Origin of the sequence: Brucella gallinifaecis (genome assembly GCF_006476605.1) — a bacterium.
Taxonomy (GTDB): domain Bacteria; phylum Pseudomonadota; class Alphaproteobacteria; order Rhizobiales; family Rhizobiaceae; genus Brucella; species Brucella gallinifaecis.
Window position 1 is genome coordinate 20,012 of sequence record NZ_ML636816.1, and the last position, 14,631, is coordinate 34,642.

Below are 14,631 nucleotides of genomic sequence, written 5' to 3' on the forward strand. Positions count from 1 at the left end.
CCCTATACCAACTCCCGATTGGTATATTACCGTCGCTGATGCTCAGGGACGAAACATGACTTTAGAGAAAAACATCGATTTGTCAGATTTGAATTTCTCGAACATTTCCGGCAGTTCAGCGAGATCAAGATCATGGCTGATCATGAATTCCCACTTCAGATCGCCCGCTCCCAGCTTATCCAGTGCCACGGTCCATTGCGGTCCCGGATAAGGAGCACCGAATGAATTCCACGAGCCGTGCAACGAGATTTCCTGACGCAAAAAATGCTGAAAGGTTTTGTTATCCAGCGTGACATCCGATACCGGTATGCCGATGAAGACAACATGGCCGCCCGGAGCAGCCAGTTTCACAGCCGCATTGATTGATGAAGGGTGGCCAGCTGCTTCGACAATGATTTCGCAAAGCAAATCTGCGGGGATTTCCTCACCGGGCAAGAATGTATGCGTAGCTCCCGCCTCACGAGCAAGATCAAGCTTTTGCTGTGAAACATCGATTGCAACGACTTCGCTTGCCCCCATCAGTTTCATCCACTGGATCGCAAACAGGCCAATTGGCCCACAGCCGATAACCGCTCCGCGCTGCCCGATCGTAACGCTGCCCGCTTTCCAGATAGCATGCAGCGCAATGGATGCAGGATCGGTCATTGCGACAGCACGAGGATCGAGATCTTGCGGTGTCTTGAGAAGATTTTCGACCGGAACACAGACAAATTCCGTATAGGCACCATCTCTGCGCGATCCAAAATAATCATAATCGCGGCAACGTGAAAACTGGCCTTTTTGGCATTGATCGCATTTCCGACAAGGCAACATTGGAGGAATGGCCACCAGCTCACCCAGTGCAAAACCGTCAACACCATCACCTATCTCAGTAATATGCCCGGAAAATTCATGCCCGCAGATAATGGGCATCTTATGTGCGCCCTTGATAAGCATACGCGGCAAGTCAGACCCGCAAACACCAACAGACGCAACCCGCAAAATGACGTGCCCAGGGCGCACCTTTGGGACGGGTACATCTTCGATACGAATATCGCCGGGAGTATATAATACTGCTGCACGCATGGGAAAAATCCTGAGTGAATTTGATATTTTACTTGGAACTTTTGGCTGGAACCGGACAAAGGCAAGCCATGCGAGCCGCTGATTTTCAATCCAGCGACCCGGTTTATGCAGTGCTCCGGTGAAAGAGCACCGACAATTTTAATGATTACTTTGCGAGCGCCTCTGGCCGGTATTCGGCAAACAGACTCTCATGCGGGAATTTGCTCACATTCTCTTTTGTGACAACGGCTGTTCCTGCATCTACAAATTTTGGCACGTCTTTCTTAGCTGCCGCCTGAACCGCAACCTGAATGGTCACATCACCAAGATATTTCGGATCATTAAGCGCCGTTGCAATGTAATGATCACCTTTCGACATTGTCTCAAGGGCTTCCGACAAACCGTCGACACCTGCAACCGAAACGTCACTCCGCCCAGTTTCCTGCAAAACCTGCAATGCACCAAGCGCCATGTCGTCATTATGTGCATACACAACCTTCACATCAGGATTGGCCTGTAGCAAATCCTGCATCGCAGTAACGGCATTTGCCCGTATATATTCGGCATAAGGCCCGGCAACAATTATATGCTTGCTGCCTTCAATCGCCTTATGGAAACCATCGCGGCGATCCATCATAACGGCGCCGCCGGCATCACCCTGAATTTCAATGATCTTGGCACTTTCAATGCCATCAGCTTTCAGCTTTGCAAGAACAGCTTCACCAACGAGCTGACCCATTTTCTTATTATCACGACCAATATGTGCACTCACACCATCGCCATTAACGCTGCGGTCTACTGTGATCACGGGTATTTGCGCACTCACTGCAGCTTCCAGTGAGGGCACAACAGCGTCCGGGTTAACTGGATTGATGATGATCGCATCCACGCCCTGCGTGATGAGATCTTGAATATCGTTGTTCTGCTTGCTCACATCACCATTGGCATCAAGAAACACGAGCGTATTGCCCGAAGCCTTAGCCGCTGCCTCAGCCCCTTCTTTTAACTGAACATAAAATGGCGACTGCAACGTTACCTGACTAAAGCCGATTTTAAGCCCCTCGGCCAAAGCAAGTGATGGCAACATCAATGAAGCTGAGATGGCCGTGAAAGCCATGAGTATATTACGACGATTGAGCATTCTTTTCCTCCCTAAGATACTCGAACCAACAAATGTGAATTTAATGCACTTTTGTTGGTTCGAGTTTTATTCAAGGAAAAGGTTATTGTCAATCCCCACGATCACATCGGGCAATCCAATTCTGATGCAGAATTCACGCAAATACAGAGCTTCGTTCAGGAGTAAGTCCGATCGATTAATTGTATTGGCAAGCCAGCCACCAACATGATCTCCAGCGATGAGTTGAAGATCCTTAAAGAAAAAGCAAAGGTTCGCTTTTTGAGATATTTGACAACGAAATCATCAATCAGAATTGTGCCCAATGCAGTTTGATAGCCCTGCGGACGTTGACAGCATGATAATTGGCGACCGTTTTGGTGTGCGTGAGCGTGCTGTATTAATTTCTAAATGGCGTGCAAAGCCGATATTCCGTAATTAGAAAAAACATATGTCCAAAAAAACCATTTCTGTCATATGTATGTATAAAATAAAGTACGACCAGATGTCGGCAAAATGAATAAAATCATTATAAAGAATGCTACAATTGGATTTAAAGTGTTATCCTTATGTTTTCTGTATCGCCTGAGCATCAGCACACAAAGTGCACACTCAGGCGACTTGGCTTTTAAGCGATATCGATTACTGGCATAGAATAATCTGGGTCAAAGCCAATTGTATTTCGTAAGGGCAATCCGAACCCCTGAGCCTCAATTTCAAAAATATCACCAACTTTTGTAACGATCCCATCCGCAACACTAAGCGTAGCAGTTCCAAACATGTGAACATGCACATCACCTGGTTGGCGAAACAAACCATACTTGAAATGGTGATACTCAAGATTGGCTATTGAATGGCTCATATTGTCTTCGCCCGACAAGAATGGCTTTTCCCAAAAGACTTTTCCCTCGCGAAGAATGCGTGATGTTCCCTCGATATGGGCAGGAAGGGCACCCAGCCTTAGTTCAGGACCAATGGAACAAGGACGCAACTTGGAATGGGCGAGATAAAGGTAATTTGCTCGTTCCGTGATATGATCAGAAAACTCATTCGCGAGTGTAAAGCCAAGCCTGCAAGGATTTCCATCCGCATCTATGATATAAATACCGGCAATTTCAGGTTCTTCACCTGCATCAAGTGCAAAGGCGGGAGAACGAAGTTCCGAGCAGGGAGCCGCTAAGCAATGTCCGTTACCTTTGTAAAACCATTCCGGCTGGACACCTCTAGTGCCGGTAACTGGCTTGCCCTGCTCCAACCCCATCTGGAACATTTTCATCGAGTCCGTGAGTACCTCATCCTGTTCAACTCCTGACTTATGCATTGCATCACGCGTTGATGCGGAACCAAGATGAGTAAGGCCGGTACCTGTAAGATAAAGATGTGAAGGATCAGGGTGATCGATAGGCGAAAGTAACCGTCCGTCATCCAGCAACTGCAGGTAATTAATATTTTCGCTCAGACCAGCTTCCCTGATGGTGTTACCTATCCCCTTGCCTGACAAGGATGCAGTGGCAATCGCATAAACAGATGTATAACCGTTTACCTTACGGGCAACACCATCATTAACCACGGCCACCGCACGTTCACCGTTCTGGTCTAGATATTGAATCAGATTCAACGCTCAAGCCCTCCCAGTTCAAGCAATCGCTGTCTAGCAACAGATGCATCTTCTCCATTTGCTAAAGATCTTGCGATTGCTTCACCGCCCAGTTGCTGGAATTCGACATATCCTTGAAAGCGAGGTCTGATCCAGGCTGCTTCCACAGTTGATATAACGGAACTGAAAAATCCATTATAACGAGCATCCATGTCCGCATCGGTCCATCCACAATGACCACCCGGTTGCCCATGATGTTCGGCAACAAGGCTTGCTTGAATGACATCGCTCGCCATATAGCTTGCAAAAGCCAGTGCTGCATCCTGCTGGACGCTGTGGCGCGAAATTCCCATAGCCGTACCGCCAATGGCTGTACCGGCATGGTAGGGAACAGCTATTCCGGCAAAAGCTGCAAAGCCAAGACGATTAACATTGTCCGGCTCACCATATGTCGCATAGCCATAAACGAGTGGCGCATAGACAATATCATCGCGGACGGCCATCTGCTCATGAATATCTATACTGTTCCAGCCCCAAGTTTCCAGCGGTGATAAATCAAGGATCGCACGAACGGCATCATAAGCCTGTGTAAAGCTGTGCTCCGGGATTGCCAGCAATTGTTTATCACTTGCTTCAACTGGCTTTCCCAAATTCGCCATATATGCAAATACGCTCAGTAGAGCATGTGGGGTTTGCACAGGCGTACCCAGATAAAGCCCTTTACCGCGAGCTTGCCTGCCAAGCTGCAGCACATCGGCATATGTTGTTGGAAGTTTAGCATTCATTTCAGCTAAAAGATCGTTGCGTACCAAAGCATGCTGGGTTGCACCGTCGATCGGCAGACCCCAAACATGCCCGGCGAACCGATATGTCTCAAGACTCGGACCAATATAAGAAGAGCTTGCTAAAGCAGATGTCAGCTCAGGCAGCCTGTCGTCGAGCGTCAGGAAGCATTCGCTCGTGGCAATGGCGCCACAAAAAGGGTGATCAAAAATGACGATGTCATGTTCCTTCGCCACTTGCTCGATACCCTGATGCTCAAAATCGCTTAAGGGACGGATAACCTGCTCGATTTCTACATTGGGATGATCGCGGCGATAGGCCTGTATTGCTGCTGCAACAGGCGCCGTGGCGCGCCGGTTATTCCAATTAAGAACAGAAAGTCTGATCAATTCAAGCCTCCTTTCTCGTCACAATATGAATGTGGTTGCAGATCAGTGCGAGCGAGTCATCCTGCTTGAGAACTTCGACCTGTTCGATCACGAGCCCCTGTTCCGGACGCTTGTGATCGCGTTTTTCGATAATTGTCGAGCGAACACGAATCGTATCACCAATAAAGGTCGGCACGATGAAACGCAGGCGGTCATAACCATATGACATGGAATGCGGATTGATGACACTTGCCGCCATACCAATGCCGACACTAAACACAAGCGTCCCATGGGCAATGCGCTGCTTGAATGGCTGTGTAGCACACCACGCAGCATCCATGTGGTGCGGAAAGAAATCTCCGGTCTGCCCCGCATGCAATACGATATCGGCTTCAGTGATAGTTCGTCCACTGGTTACATTGGTTTCGCCAATGGCATAGTCTTCAAAATATCGTTCGATAATCATCGTGCCGTTTCCATTTCGTATTTTTGCTTGAGATATTCATTGTCTTCGCCGATTTTGGGCGCACCTTTGGCGGATCGCAGAACACGGCCATCAATGCGGATCGGGCATCGCGTCGTGTTAACTTTGGCGCCGGTATTGGTGAAGACGTCCTGCAACATGTCGAGTGCCTTGAACCCCTCGTGCTGCACAAGCGTCGGCCAATCCATAACCTGCGCACACCATATGTCAGCCGGTTCTAAAATGGCCAACCAGTCGGCCGTCGACCGCTGGACAAGGCGATCCCAGATCAGTTTTTTAGCTTCATCCCGATCATTAAACATACGTTCGGGATGATCAAATGTCGCCAACTCCGGAATAGACAACAGCTGCGCAAGATTGCTCAGAGAGTTCATAGCAAGAGCCAGAAAGCCATCCTTAGTCGGATAAATTCCATAAGGTGCGCTAAGATAAGCACTGGCACTCCCGATACCACTTCGCATCGGTCCCTGTCCGTCACCATTTAAGAAAGTGCTGAAGAACTCGAATTGCAGATCAAGGATGGATTCCATCAGGCTGACGTCAACGCGAGCGCCCTGTCCTGTCACACCACGACGAACCAGAGCGGCCAGAATACCCTGTGCAAGATGCGCACCTGTCATCATATCAGCAACCGCAACACCGGTGGCGACCGGTGGGTGCCCGCAATCGCCCGTCATCCATGCCAGTCCCGACATGGACTGCACCAACAGGTCCTGACCCGGCTTATTACGCCATGGTCCTTCATCACCATACCCTGTTACGGAACCATAAATCAGCCGCGGATTGATCATGCGTACATCGTCATAACTCAACCCCAACCGCTCTATGACACCTGGACGAAAATTCTGGATCATCACATCCGCACGGCGAATAAGCGTTTTCACATTTTCTACGTCAGCCGGATTCTTGAGATCCGCCGAGAAACTGCGCTTGTTGCGATTGATTGTATGGAACAGCGTGCTATCGCCATCGACCTGAAGATTTGAGACATAAAGGCGACGGCTTAAGTCACCGCCTTCCGGCCTTTCAACCTTAATGACATCTGCTCCAAGATCGGCCAGTCGAAGGGCCGCCGAGGGGCCTGCGAGAAACTGGCTAAGGTCCAGTACGACAAGCCCGGAAAGCGGCAGAACTTGCTTTTCGTCTACTGCAATCGATGCCTGTTTGAAAGATGAGTGCATCATCAGACTCCAATCATAAGTGATGGCAAAAAGAGGGAAATGGCGGGGATCAATGTCACCAGAGCCAAGACAATGAACATGCAAATTAAGAAAGGCACAGATTCCAGAAACGTCTCGGTAATCGGAGTGTTAAGAGTACTTGAGGCTGTAAACGATAATGTACCAACCGGGGGGGGTAATGCCGCCCATTGTTAAGTTCAAAACCATTATTATACCGAAGTGAACAGGATCGATGCCCAGCGCTGTGACAACAGGAACGAGGATGGGAGTAAGTAAAATAATCCCTGCTGTACCTTCGATAAACATGCCGATAACCAATAGCATTAGGTTAATAAGTAAAAGCAGAAACAGGGGGTTATCAGTCAGTGCAATCAAAGCTGTTGCAATCTGACCGGGCACTCGTTCCCAAACCATATAATATCCAAATGTCGATGCAGCACAGATGATCAGCATGACAATTGAGATGGTCATTACAGAGTCACGAATGATGGTCGGAATCTGGTTCCAATGTAGTTCACGATGGCAAACCACGCCGATAAAGATTGCATAAATAACGGCAATCGCACCCGCTTCTGTAGGCGTGAAGAGACCATAACGCAGGCCGATCACGATAAAGACTGGAACTGTCAGCGCCCATGCAGCTTCCCTGAAAGCCACCCAGAGTTCCCGACCTGTCATCATACGATCACGACCACGCTTAAAGCCGCGGGCTTTCGAGACGAAAAACACCGTAATCATCAGGCAAACTGCAATAAACAAGCCCGGCACGACTCCGGCCAGAAACAGGCGGCCAATAGAAACATTCGCCATGAACGCATATACGATCAGGCCGATGCCAGGAGGGATCATCGCCACAATGATTGACGATGCCGCAACGACTGCGGCTGCGAAGCCACGCGGATAACCTTTTGCAATCATCGTTGGACCAAGCATCTTCGACAACATTGCCGCATCTGCATTGGCCGACGCTGTGAGGCCGCCCATCATAGTCGCTAGAATTACTGCAATCTGTGCCAGACCGCCGGTAAGATGCCCAACAAAGGCATCCGCCAGATACAGCAAACGACGGGTGATGCCAGCTGCATTCATGATACTTCCGGCAATGACAAAGAAGGGCAGCGCAAGAAGCGGAAAGGATTCCGTGCTAGAGACAATACGCTGAGCAAAAAGATCAATCGGTAGTGCACCACCGAGATAGAAATACAGTAAGCTTGGCGCCATAAGGGCCATTGCAACTGGCACACTCAACAGAAGCAGACCTAACATCAGAAAAATCGGCCATATGATCATGTCGTTGACGCCTTCTTAAAGAGCATTTCATAACTGGCGATGGTATGGCGAATAGTCATAGCTCCAAAGCCAACCGCAGCTGCGGCATAGATAACGGCTTGGGGCCAGCGAAGAATGGTCGTCGGTGTATCGGTGGTGGAAAGTGTGAAGTTGGTTGCTAGGCAGGTCACTATAAAAAGCGTGACGAACGTAATAAACGCAGCAAGAATACGCATTGCATAAGCCACACGTTCAGGAACCAGATGCAGGAAACTGTCGATGGCAATATGCCCCGAGCGCCGAAAGGCTGCAGCGGATCCCAGAAATACCGCCCATGCAAACATGATACTGGCCAGTTCACCCGACCAACTTGCTGGAGTAGCAGTCACATACCGGGTCACTACACCCCAGGTAACGGAAAGAATGACAATTAGAAGAGCAATTGTTGCCAAAACCTCTTCTAACATCAAATCGGCGAACAGAATCCTGCTCTGCCCGGACTTGGTGTCGGACTGATGGGTCATGATAAACTCGTTGTTAGAAAAGATGCGTACAGGCTCCAAACCCGCACGCGATTATGGCTTAATCCAGAATTGTCCGGATTTCAGTGTAGACGCCGGGTGTCCACTTCGGAAAAGCATCATAGACTTTAGCAGTTGTTTCACGAAATGAAGCAATATCGATATCTTCGACGACCGTGACTCCCTGAGACTTAAGCTGCTCGAGCAGCTTCTGGTCATTTGCGAGCGTAGTCTCGGTCATAAAAGTTCCCGCTTTCACAGATTCTTCTTGTAGAATCTGCTGCAATTCAGGGTCCAGTGAATTAAATATCTTTTCACTCATGACCAAACCAAGAAAGGCTGTGAAATGCCCAGTCAAAGATAGGGTTTTACGCTGTTCTTGCAGTTTTGATCCAACCAGAGAGCCCAACGGTGCTTCAACGGCTTCAACCACATTTTGCGAAAGAGCACTGTAAACTTCTGTCCATGGTAAAGGTGTGCCGCGTGCCCCCAAAGCAGCAAAGGTTTCAATCCAGATTGGATTCGGGGAAATACGCATTGTCACGCCTGCAAGGTCAGCCGGTTTGTTAAACGGCTTGTTGCCAAGCATATGACGATTACCGAAGAAGTAATTGAACGACAATGGTCGGAAACCAGCTTCGGCCGCACGTCCGGTCAACTGATCATACCATTTGCTATCCAGTATCTTCTGGAAATCTTCTGGCGCATTCAACAAGTATGGTCCGTTCATAACACCAAAATCAGGTACATAATCAGACATAAAGCCTGGATCAGCTACCTGGATAATCGGTGCACCATGACGTACCTGTTCGTAAACCTCACGATTGATACCAAGCTGCTCAGAAGGAAAGACCGTGATGTTTAGACGACCTTCACTACGCTCATTAACAGCCTTCGCAAATGCTTCTACTGCCTGATTGATTGGCTCAGTTGGTGCTAGCGCATGAGCAACGCGTAGATTGACTGTTTGCGCTGACGCGACAACAGGCAGCAATGAGATTACTGAAGCGGCAATTGCCGCCCTTAAAATTTTATGCATGTTTCTCTCCCATAAGCACCACTCCTCTGGTGCCTCGACAATATGTAAAATTTCACATATGTCGAGCTCATTCTATATATGGAATAAAAGGCGTCAAGAGCTATGATTGAAACAGATACGGGAAACCGTGTTCCGGCCTTGGAAAAAGGACTTGATATCCTAGAGGTTCTAGCCTCCGAACACGGTGGCTTGCTGCAAAAAGAAGTAGCGAGCCGGGTCGGCCGATCGGTGAGTGAAATATTTCGCGTTCTCAACGCTCTGGAAGCTCGAGGATACGTTTCACGAGATGAGCTTAAAGGGACTTATAGGCTAACGCTAAAACTCTTTGAACTGGCCCATATACACCCGCCCACACGCCGCCTCATTGAGGTGGCAACAATCCAGATGGAAAGCTTGGCGGCCGCTATAGGATGCTCCTGTCATCTCGTTACCTGCCATCAAAATCGGTTAATGGTGGTCGCTCAGGCTCAGCCCGATTCTCTTCTAATGGGATGGAGCGTAAAAATCGGTGCATCTTTCCCGATAAGCAGGCATTTTGCTTCTGCTCGAACCATTGCTGCGCATCAGAATGTTGAAAATATGGAACAAATGCTCGCGAACATGATGACAGCTGACCCTCAGCTCAATCGCGATGATGTTTTGGCTGAGTTGAATACTATTCGTAATGATGGATATGAAATTTCTCAGAGTCGGATTGCACCAGGTGTCACAGATATCAGCTGTCCCGTACTCAATCATTTGGGCGTGGCGGTTGCTGCCCTCACTGTTCCAAAAGTCGGCAATCTTCCTGAACCTCAACTCTCTTCAAATGAAATAATTCATGCAGTAATTAAAGCCTCAAGCGCAATATCAATGGCAATTGGCGGACAGCCCAAAAGGAATACCAACCCGTTAGATCACTCCTAAAGATCATTTAAATCATATTCACTTAATATTAGATCAGAACCGCAAATTGCATAATAATTCACACAGATGCTCAGTAACAATTCGACATATGGCAAAATTTACCTATTGCCATATGTTCGTATAACGATATCTCAAATCCTGTACGCAGAAATTCTGCTCTCGGATATTAATCACTAATGGCATTCGAGGCTAAGAACCGAAAATTAGTGCAAAAAACTATAACGCAATCAATTCGGTCACACAGCGTAGCATAACGATAAATATGATAATATCAGTCTTGTTATAAAAACCATGTCATGCTTATAGGAAATCTGAATAGGTTTTCTCTCTTATATCACATGTCCCTAATGAGGAATGCTGCATGACCCGAATGAAGTGTTTTCTAGCCGCGTCTAGCCTTTTTGCCCTGATCGCTTCTCCAAACCCAGTAACCGCAGCAACGCATTATCCATTGACTTTAGAAAACTGCGGGGCAAGTGTTACATTTGAAAAAGCACCAGAACGTGCCATCGGCCTTGGTCAGAACAGTGCCGAAATCATGCTACTCTTAGGCTTAGAGGATCGCATGGTAGGTACAGCCTTCTGGCCAAGTAAAGTTTTGCCACAGCTTGCAGAAGCCAATGCAAAAGTAAAACTTCTGACGGTCGAATTCCCAACATTTGAAACAATTCTGGCAGAAAACCCTGATTTTGTGACTGCTGCTCTTCCAAGCTTAATCGGCCCAAGCAGTAAAGTATCCAAGCGCGAGGATTTTGATAAGGTTGCAATCCCAACCTATCTTTCACCAAGCACTTGCCTGAGCACTGAAGAAGTCAAAGACGAATATGGCAGCCGCGACAAGCTATGGAATATGGATCTTCTTTATAAAGAAATTGATGAGCTTTCCAAAATTTTTGACGTTGAAGCTCGCGGTCAAGCGCTGATAGCTGATTTCAAGGCTCGTGAAGCAAAGCTGCGCGCTGGCGTCTCTCCTGAAGATAAAAAGCTCTCCTATGTATTCTGGTTTTCAAGCCAATCTCCATCAGCGGACGCCTATTTAGGCGGTGGTAACGGCGCCTCCACATTTATTGCAGATGTGCTGGGCGGTGAAAATGCCATTAAAGCCAAAGCCGAATGGCCAACACTGAGTTGGGAAGGCATTATTGCCGCTAATCCCGATGTTATTGTGATCGCCAATCTCGATCGCAACCGCTGGGAACTCGACAAGCCCGAAGCAAAAATTAAGTTCTTAACGACAGATCCAGTCGTTAGCCAAATGCCGGCTGTCAAAAACAAAGCAATCGTCGTCATGGATGGACAAGCAATGAATCCGACCATCCGCACCATTTATGGTGCTGAGCAGGTTGCAGAACAATTGAAAGAGTCTGGTATTTTGAAGTGAGCACCAAAAGCCACAACCTGCGGCGTGCGAGCGTTTTCACGCTTCTGCTGTTGGTCTCACTAACCGCAATTGTTCTGGTTACAAGCATTAGCGTTGGGATCGGTGACTTGCCGATCCCACTGAATACTACATTTGCAGCCATAACCAACCGTATTGGATGGACGGCAATTGAGCTTAATCATATTCATGAGACAGTCATCTGGGATTATCGTCTCAGCCGTGCGCTTGTAGCCGTCTTCTGCGGTGCGGGTCTTGCCTTATCCGGCGCGATTATGCAGTCACTGTTACGCAATCCATTAGCTGAGCCTTATGTGCTCGGCATATCTGCTGGCGCTTCAACCGGAGCGGTTGGTGTCGTAATTATGGGTATCGGAGCCGGTGCAATTTCACTCTCGCTTGGTGCTTTTGTCGGTGCTTTTGCAGCGTTTTTATTTGTAGCACTGTTATCGAACGGGACGCGCGGTGGTGCGGACCGGACAATTCTCGCAGGTGTTGCCGCTTCCCAACTATTCAATGCAGCGACTGCTTATGTCGTTACAACATCAGGCAATGCGCAACAGGCACGCGACGTGATGTTTTGGTTGTTGGGAAGTTTTGGGGGCGTGCGCTGGCCTGAATTCATGCTCGTATCCATCATAATAAGCGTTGGCCTTATCGCCTGTCTCCTTTATGCGCATATTCTTGATGCTTTTGCCTTTGGAGATGAAGCAGCTGCATCCTTGGGTGTGAATGTAGGGCGCGCCCGTATCGTGCTATTTGCGCTCACTGCATTAATGACAGCCACCATCGTTAGCATGGTTGGATCAATTGGATTTGTTGGTCTGGTCGTGCCACATGCTGCTCGCTTTTTAGTCGGCCCGCTTCATGTCAAGCTTCTGCCCGCATGTGCTGTAGGCGGTGCCATCTTTATGGTGCTTGCAGATATAGCTTCCCGCATCTTGATACCACAGCAGGTTTTACCCATTGGCGTAGTCACAGCCCTTGTTGGGGTTCCATTCTTCTCTATCATTCTATACCGGTTTCAGCGTGTGTCATGACAATTAAAGTCGACAATCTAACCTGGAAAGTTGGCAGAAAAACCATCATTGACAGCATTTCATTTGAAGTAAAATCCGGAAAAATGCTTGGTCTTCTCGGTCCAAACGGCTCTGGAAAAACCACTTTATTACGCCTGATTGCTGGCCTTCGAGCGCCACACTCTGGTCAGGTGCTGTTAGATAATAAAAATATAAGCACTTTTACACGTCGCAACATTGCTCAGCGCGTAGCTTTCGTGGAGCAACATGCAACTACAAATGCCAATCTGAAAGTCTCGGATGTCGTAAAGCTGGGGCGCTTACCGCATCGTTCCATGTTTACTGGCTGGACAAGTAATGACGACAATGCTGTGGAAAATGCCCTGGAACGTACGGGCATGCAGCATAAGCGCAATGAGAGCTGGCAAAACCTATCAGGCGGCGAAAAGCAAAGGGCGCATATTGCCCGCGCTTTGGCACAATCGCCCAGAGAACTCATCCTAGATGAGCCCACCAATCACTTGGATATTCAACACCAAATGAGCTTGCTTCGTTTGGTGGCTAGTTTGCCCGTTACGAGTATTATCGCAATGCATGACCTTAATCATGCAGCAATGTTTTGTGATGAACTGATTATTATGCAGACCGGGAGGATCGTAGCATCAGGGGCGCCAGAAGACGTCATCACAGACCATCTATTGAGAGATGTTTTCCGTGTCGAAGCACATATTGAGACCTCACTTTATAATAAACGGCCTCATATCCATTTCTTACGCTAACCTATAGGCACTTGGACAGAATGTGTTGAAAAAGCTTGATCTACACGGAGCGCGGCTGCGCGACGGAAGCTCTCTTTATCTATAAGAATGATACGTTTCTCTAGTATAACAAGCATATAGACCAGCACTCTAAGAACCGGTCGAGCATATTCGGCAATGACTGCTCTGGATCCTGAACAACCAACGCCTGTTTTCTGATATGTGCAGAACCTTGGGCACCCCCTACTACACTCTGCTAAATAATGGCAGCTGAAGGGGGAGGCCCTCACAACCTTTTTGGGAACATGTTACCGGGCCCTTTGCGTTGGTTAGCTTGATGCGACTATATCTGCGAGCCTGCTACCCAAATGGCCAGCCGGATTTGCGAGATCCAACACTATGTTCATATGATTGAAACCTGGCACCGGCACCGCTTCTGAAGCGTAATCTTGAGCATGAAGACGTGTTTTGAAAGCTTCTGCCTGTTCATGAAAAGGGGCTGTTTCCTCCGTTCCAAACGCAATAATTCGCTGAGGACATGGCAGTGACTTTGAGGTTAGTGGTGACCAGTCCGCGGCCTCTTGTCTTGTCATTTTGGCCTCGTCACGCAAGAAGCTATTCGGGATGTCCGAAAGATCATAAAGGCCGCTCACGAGCAGAAGCCCTTTAATAGTGGGTAGAACAGGCGCTGTGCTTTCTGCAGTGCCTATGGCTGATAGATATGAAGCAAGATGCGCACCTGCCGAATGGCCACTTACTGTTATTTTGTGTGGGTCAGCGCCGAATTTCCCCGCATTTTCCTCAATCCAGTATATGGATCGCCTCACCTGATTGACCAGAACATCAAGACGCTGATCTGGCATCAGATCATATTCAATAATGGCAGCAATGCCGCCAGCCGCCAGAACAGGCGCGGCTACAAAACGGTAATTCTCTTTTTCTCCTGAACGCCAGTAACCGCCATGGACGAACACATGTATAGGTGCGCCGTGCGCAAGGCGGTCAGGCAATATTATGTCCAGAACTTCCCGCTCCCGCAAACCGTAGCGTATATCTGCCAACACCTTCTGCTTTGCTGAAAGGGCACGGCTTTGCTCGGTGAACTCCTGAGCAATTGCATCGAAATCTGGCACGAAGTCTCGGATGCGATAAAAGTCCTGGGACATT

At 48.3% G+C, this 14,631-nt stretch carries 15 protein-coding genes; 4 read left to right on the forward strand and 11 right to left on the reverse strand.

Annotated features, from left to right (window positions below; genetic code table 11):
• Positions 1 to 42: 42 nt before the first annotated feature.
• The 10 genes from FHY56_RS16325 to FHY56_RS16365 all read right to left on the reverse strand — a co-directional run bounded on the left by FHY56_RS16325 (position 43) and on the right by FHY56_RS16365 (position 9,403).
• Positions 43 to 1,065: a galactitol-1-phosphate 5-dehydrogenase gene (locus tag FHY56_RS16325; protein WP_140906211.1), complete on the reverse strand. Its 1,023-nt coding sequence runs from the start codon at positions 1,063 to 1,065 to the stop codon at positions 43 to 45.
• 145 nt (positions 1,066 to 1,210) lie between these two features.
• Positions 1,211 to 2,185, reverse strand: coding sequence for a substrate-binding domain-containing protein (locus tag FHY56_RS16330; protein WP_140906212.1), 975 nt, complete (start codon positions 2,183 to 2,185; stop codon positions 1,211 to 1,213).
• A 604-nt stretch (positions 2,186 to 2,789) separates the two neighbouring features.
• On the reverse strand, positions 2,790 to 3,779 hold the full coding sequence (gene araD1, locus FHY56_RS16335) for an AraD1 family protein (RefSeq protein ID WP_140906213.1): 990 nt from the start codon (positions 3,777 to 3,779) through the stop codon (positions 2,790 to 2,792).
• A complete protein-coding gene (locus FHY56_RS16340; RefSeq protein ID WP_140906214.1) occupies positions 3,776 to 4,930 on the reverse strand; it encodes an ABC transporter substrate-binding protein in 1,155 nt (384 codons plus the stop codon). The genes araD1 and FHY56_RS16340 overlap by 4 nt, the downstream gene beginning before the upstream one ends.
• 1 nt (position 4,931) lies before the next feature.
• Positions 4,932 to 5,375 (reverse strand): MaoC/PaaZ C-terminal domain-containing protein, encoded by a 444-nt coding sequence (locus FHY56_RS16345; protein WP_140906215.1) that lies wholly within the window; start codon positions 5,373 to 5,375, stop codon positions 4,932 to 4,934.
• Positions 5,372 to 6,577, reverse strand: coding sequence for a CaiB/BaiF CoA transferase family protein (locus FHY56_RS16350; protein ID WP_235889529.1), 1,206 nt, complete (start codon positions 6,575 to 6,577; stop codon positions 5,372 to 5,374). Before FHY56_RS16350 ends, FHY56_RS16345 begins: the two co-directional genes overlap by 4 nt.
• Positions 6,577 to 6,696: a hypothetical protein gene (locus FHY56_RS18410; RefSeq protein WP_376890501.1), complete on the reverse strand. Its 120-nt coding sequence runs from the start codon at positions 6,694 to 6,696 to the stop codon at positions 6,577 to 6,579. Before FHY56_RS18410 ends, FHY56_RS16350 begins: the two co-directional genes overlap by 1 nt.
• A gap of 7 nt (positions 6,697 to 6,703) precedes the next feature.
• A complete protein-coding gene (locus FHY56_RS16355; RefSeq protein WP_210240063.1) occupies positions 6,704 to 7,864 on the reverse strand; it encodes a TRAP transporter large permease in 1,161 nt (386 codons plus the stop codon).
• Positions 7,861 to 8,367, reverse strand: a complete 507-nt coding sequence (locus FHY56_RS16360) for a TRAP transporter small permease (RefSeq protein ID WP_140906216.1) — start codon at positions 8,365 to 8,367, stop codon at positions 7,861 to 7,863. Before FHY56_RS16360 ends, FHY56_RS16355 begins: the two co-directional genes overlap by 4 nt.
• A gap of 58 nt (positions 8,368 to 8,425) precedes the next feature.
• Positions 8,426 to 9,403 carry a C4-dicarboxylate TRAP transporter substrate-binding protein gene (locus tag FHY56_RS16365; protein ID WP_140906217.1) on the reverse strand — a complete coding sequence of 326 codons (978 nt, stop codon included), beginning with the start codon at positions 9,401 to 9,403 and terminating at the stop codon, positions 8,426 to 8,428.
• Positions 9,404 to 9,505: 102 nt separating this feature from the next.
• On the opposite strand from FHY56_RS16365, the gene FHY56_RS16370 reads away from it, so the two are divergent.
• From FHY56_RS16370 to FHY56_RS16385, 4 genes are all read left to right on the forward strand, one after another.
• Complete coding sequence (locus FHY56_RS16370) at positions 9,506 to 10,309, forward strand: IclR family transcriptional regulator (protein WP_140906218.1); 804 nt, start codon at positions 9,506 to 9,508, stop codon at positions 10,307 to 10,309.
• A 361-nt stretch (positions 10,310 to 10,670) separates the two neighbouring features.
• Positions 10,671 to 11,690, forward strand: a complete 1,020-nt coding sequence (locus tag FHY56_RS16375; RefSeq protein WP_140906219.1) for an ABC transporter substrate-binding protein — start codon at positions 10,671 to 10,673, stop codon at positions 11,688 to 11,690.
• Positions 11,687 to 12,727 carry a FecCD family ABC transporter permease gene (locus FHY56_RS16380; protein WP_140906220.1) on the forward strand — a complete coding sequence of 347 codons (1,041 nt, stop codon included), beginning with the start codon at positions 11,687 to 11,689 and terminating at the stop codon, positions 12,725 to 12,727. Before FHY56_RS16375 ends, FHY56_RS16380 begins: the two co-directional genes overlap by 4 nt.
• Positions 12,724 to 13,485, forward strand: coding sequence for an ABC transporter ATP-binding protein (locus tag FHY56_RS16385; RefSeq protein WP_140906221.1), 762 nt, complete (start codon positions 12,724 to 12,726; stop codon positions 13,483 to 13,485). The genes FHY56_RS16380 and FHY56_RS16385 overlap by 4 nt, the downstream gene beginning before the upstream one ends.
• A 308-nt stretch (positions 13,486 to 13,793) precedes the next feature.
• Here the strand turns inward: FHY56_RS16385 and FHY56_RS16390 are convergent, their stop codons facing one another.
• Entirely contained in the window at positions 13,794 to 14,630 is an 837-nt protein-coding gene (locus FHY56_RS16390; protein ID WP_140906222.1) for an alpha/beta hydrolase, read from the reverse strand.
• Between the last annotated feature and the right edge of the window lies 1 nt (position 14,631).

What these genes read in the sequence shown, in the direction of transcription:
- FHY56_RS16325 (WP_140906211.1), bottom strand. Translation starts at nt 1,065, where the DNA reads ATGCGTGCAGCAGTATTATATACTCCCGGCGATATTCGTATCGAAGAT.
- FHY56_RS16330 (WP_140906212.1), bottom strand. Translation starts at nt 2,185, where the DNA reads ATGCTCAATCGTCGTAATATACTCATGGCTTTCACGGCCATCTCAGCT.
- FHY56_RS16345 (WP_140906215.1), bottom strand. Translation starts at nt 5,375, where the DNA reads ATGATTATCGAACGATATTTTGAAGACTATGCCATTGGCGAAACCAAT.
- FHY56_RS16350 (WP_235889529.1), bottom strand. Translation starts at nt 6,577, where the DNA reads ATGATGCACTCATCTTTCAAACAGGCATCGATTGCAGTAGACGAAAAG.
- FHY56_RS16355 (WP_210240063.1), bottom strand. Translation starts at nt 7,864, where the DNA reads ATGATCATATGGCCGATTTTTCTGATGTTAGGTCTGCTTCTGTTGAGT.
- FHY56_RS16360 (WP_140906216.1), bottom strand. Translation starts at nt 8,367, where the DNA reads ATGACCCATCAGTCCGACACCAAGTCCGGGCAGAGCAGGATTCTGTTC.
- FHY56_RS16365 (WP_140906217.1), bottom strand. Translation starts at nt 9,403, where the DNA reads ATGCATAAAATTTTAAGGGCGGCAATTGCCGCTTCAGTAATCTCATTG.
- FHY56_RS16370 (WP_140906218.1), top strand. Translation starts at nt 9,506, where the DNA reads ATGATTGAAACAGATACGGGAAACCGTGTTCCGGCCTTGGAAAAAGGA.
- FHY56_RS16375 (WP_140906219.1), top strand. Translation starts at nt 10,671, where the DNA reads ATGACCCGAATGAAGTGTTTTCTAGCCGCGTCTAGCCTTTTTGCCCTG.
- FHY56_RS16385 (WP_140906221.1), top strand. Translation starts at nt 12,724, where the DNA reads ATGACAATTAAAGTCGACAATCTAACCTGGAAAGTTGGCAGAAAAACC.
- FHY56_RS16390 (WP_140906222.1), bottom strand. Translation starts at nt 14,630, where the DNA reads ATGTCCCAGGACTTTTATCGCATCCGAGACTTCGTGCCAGATTTCGAT.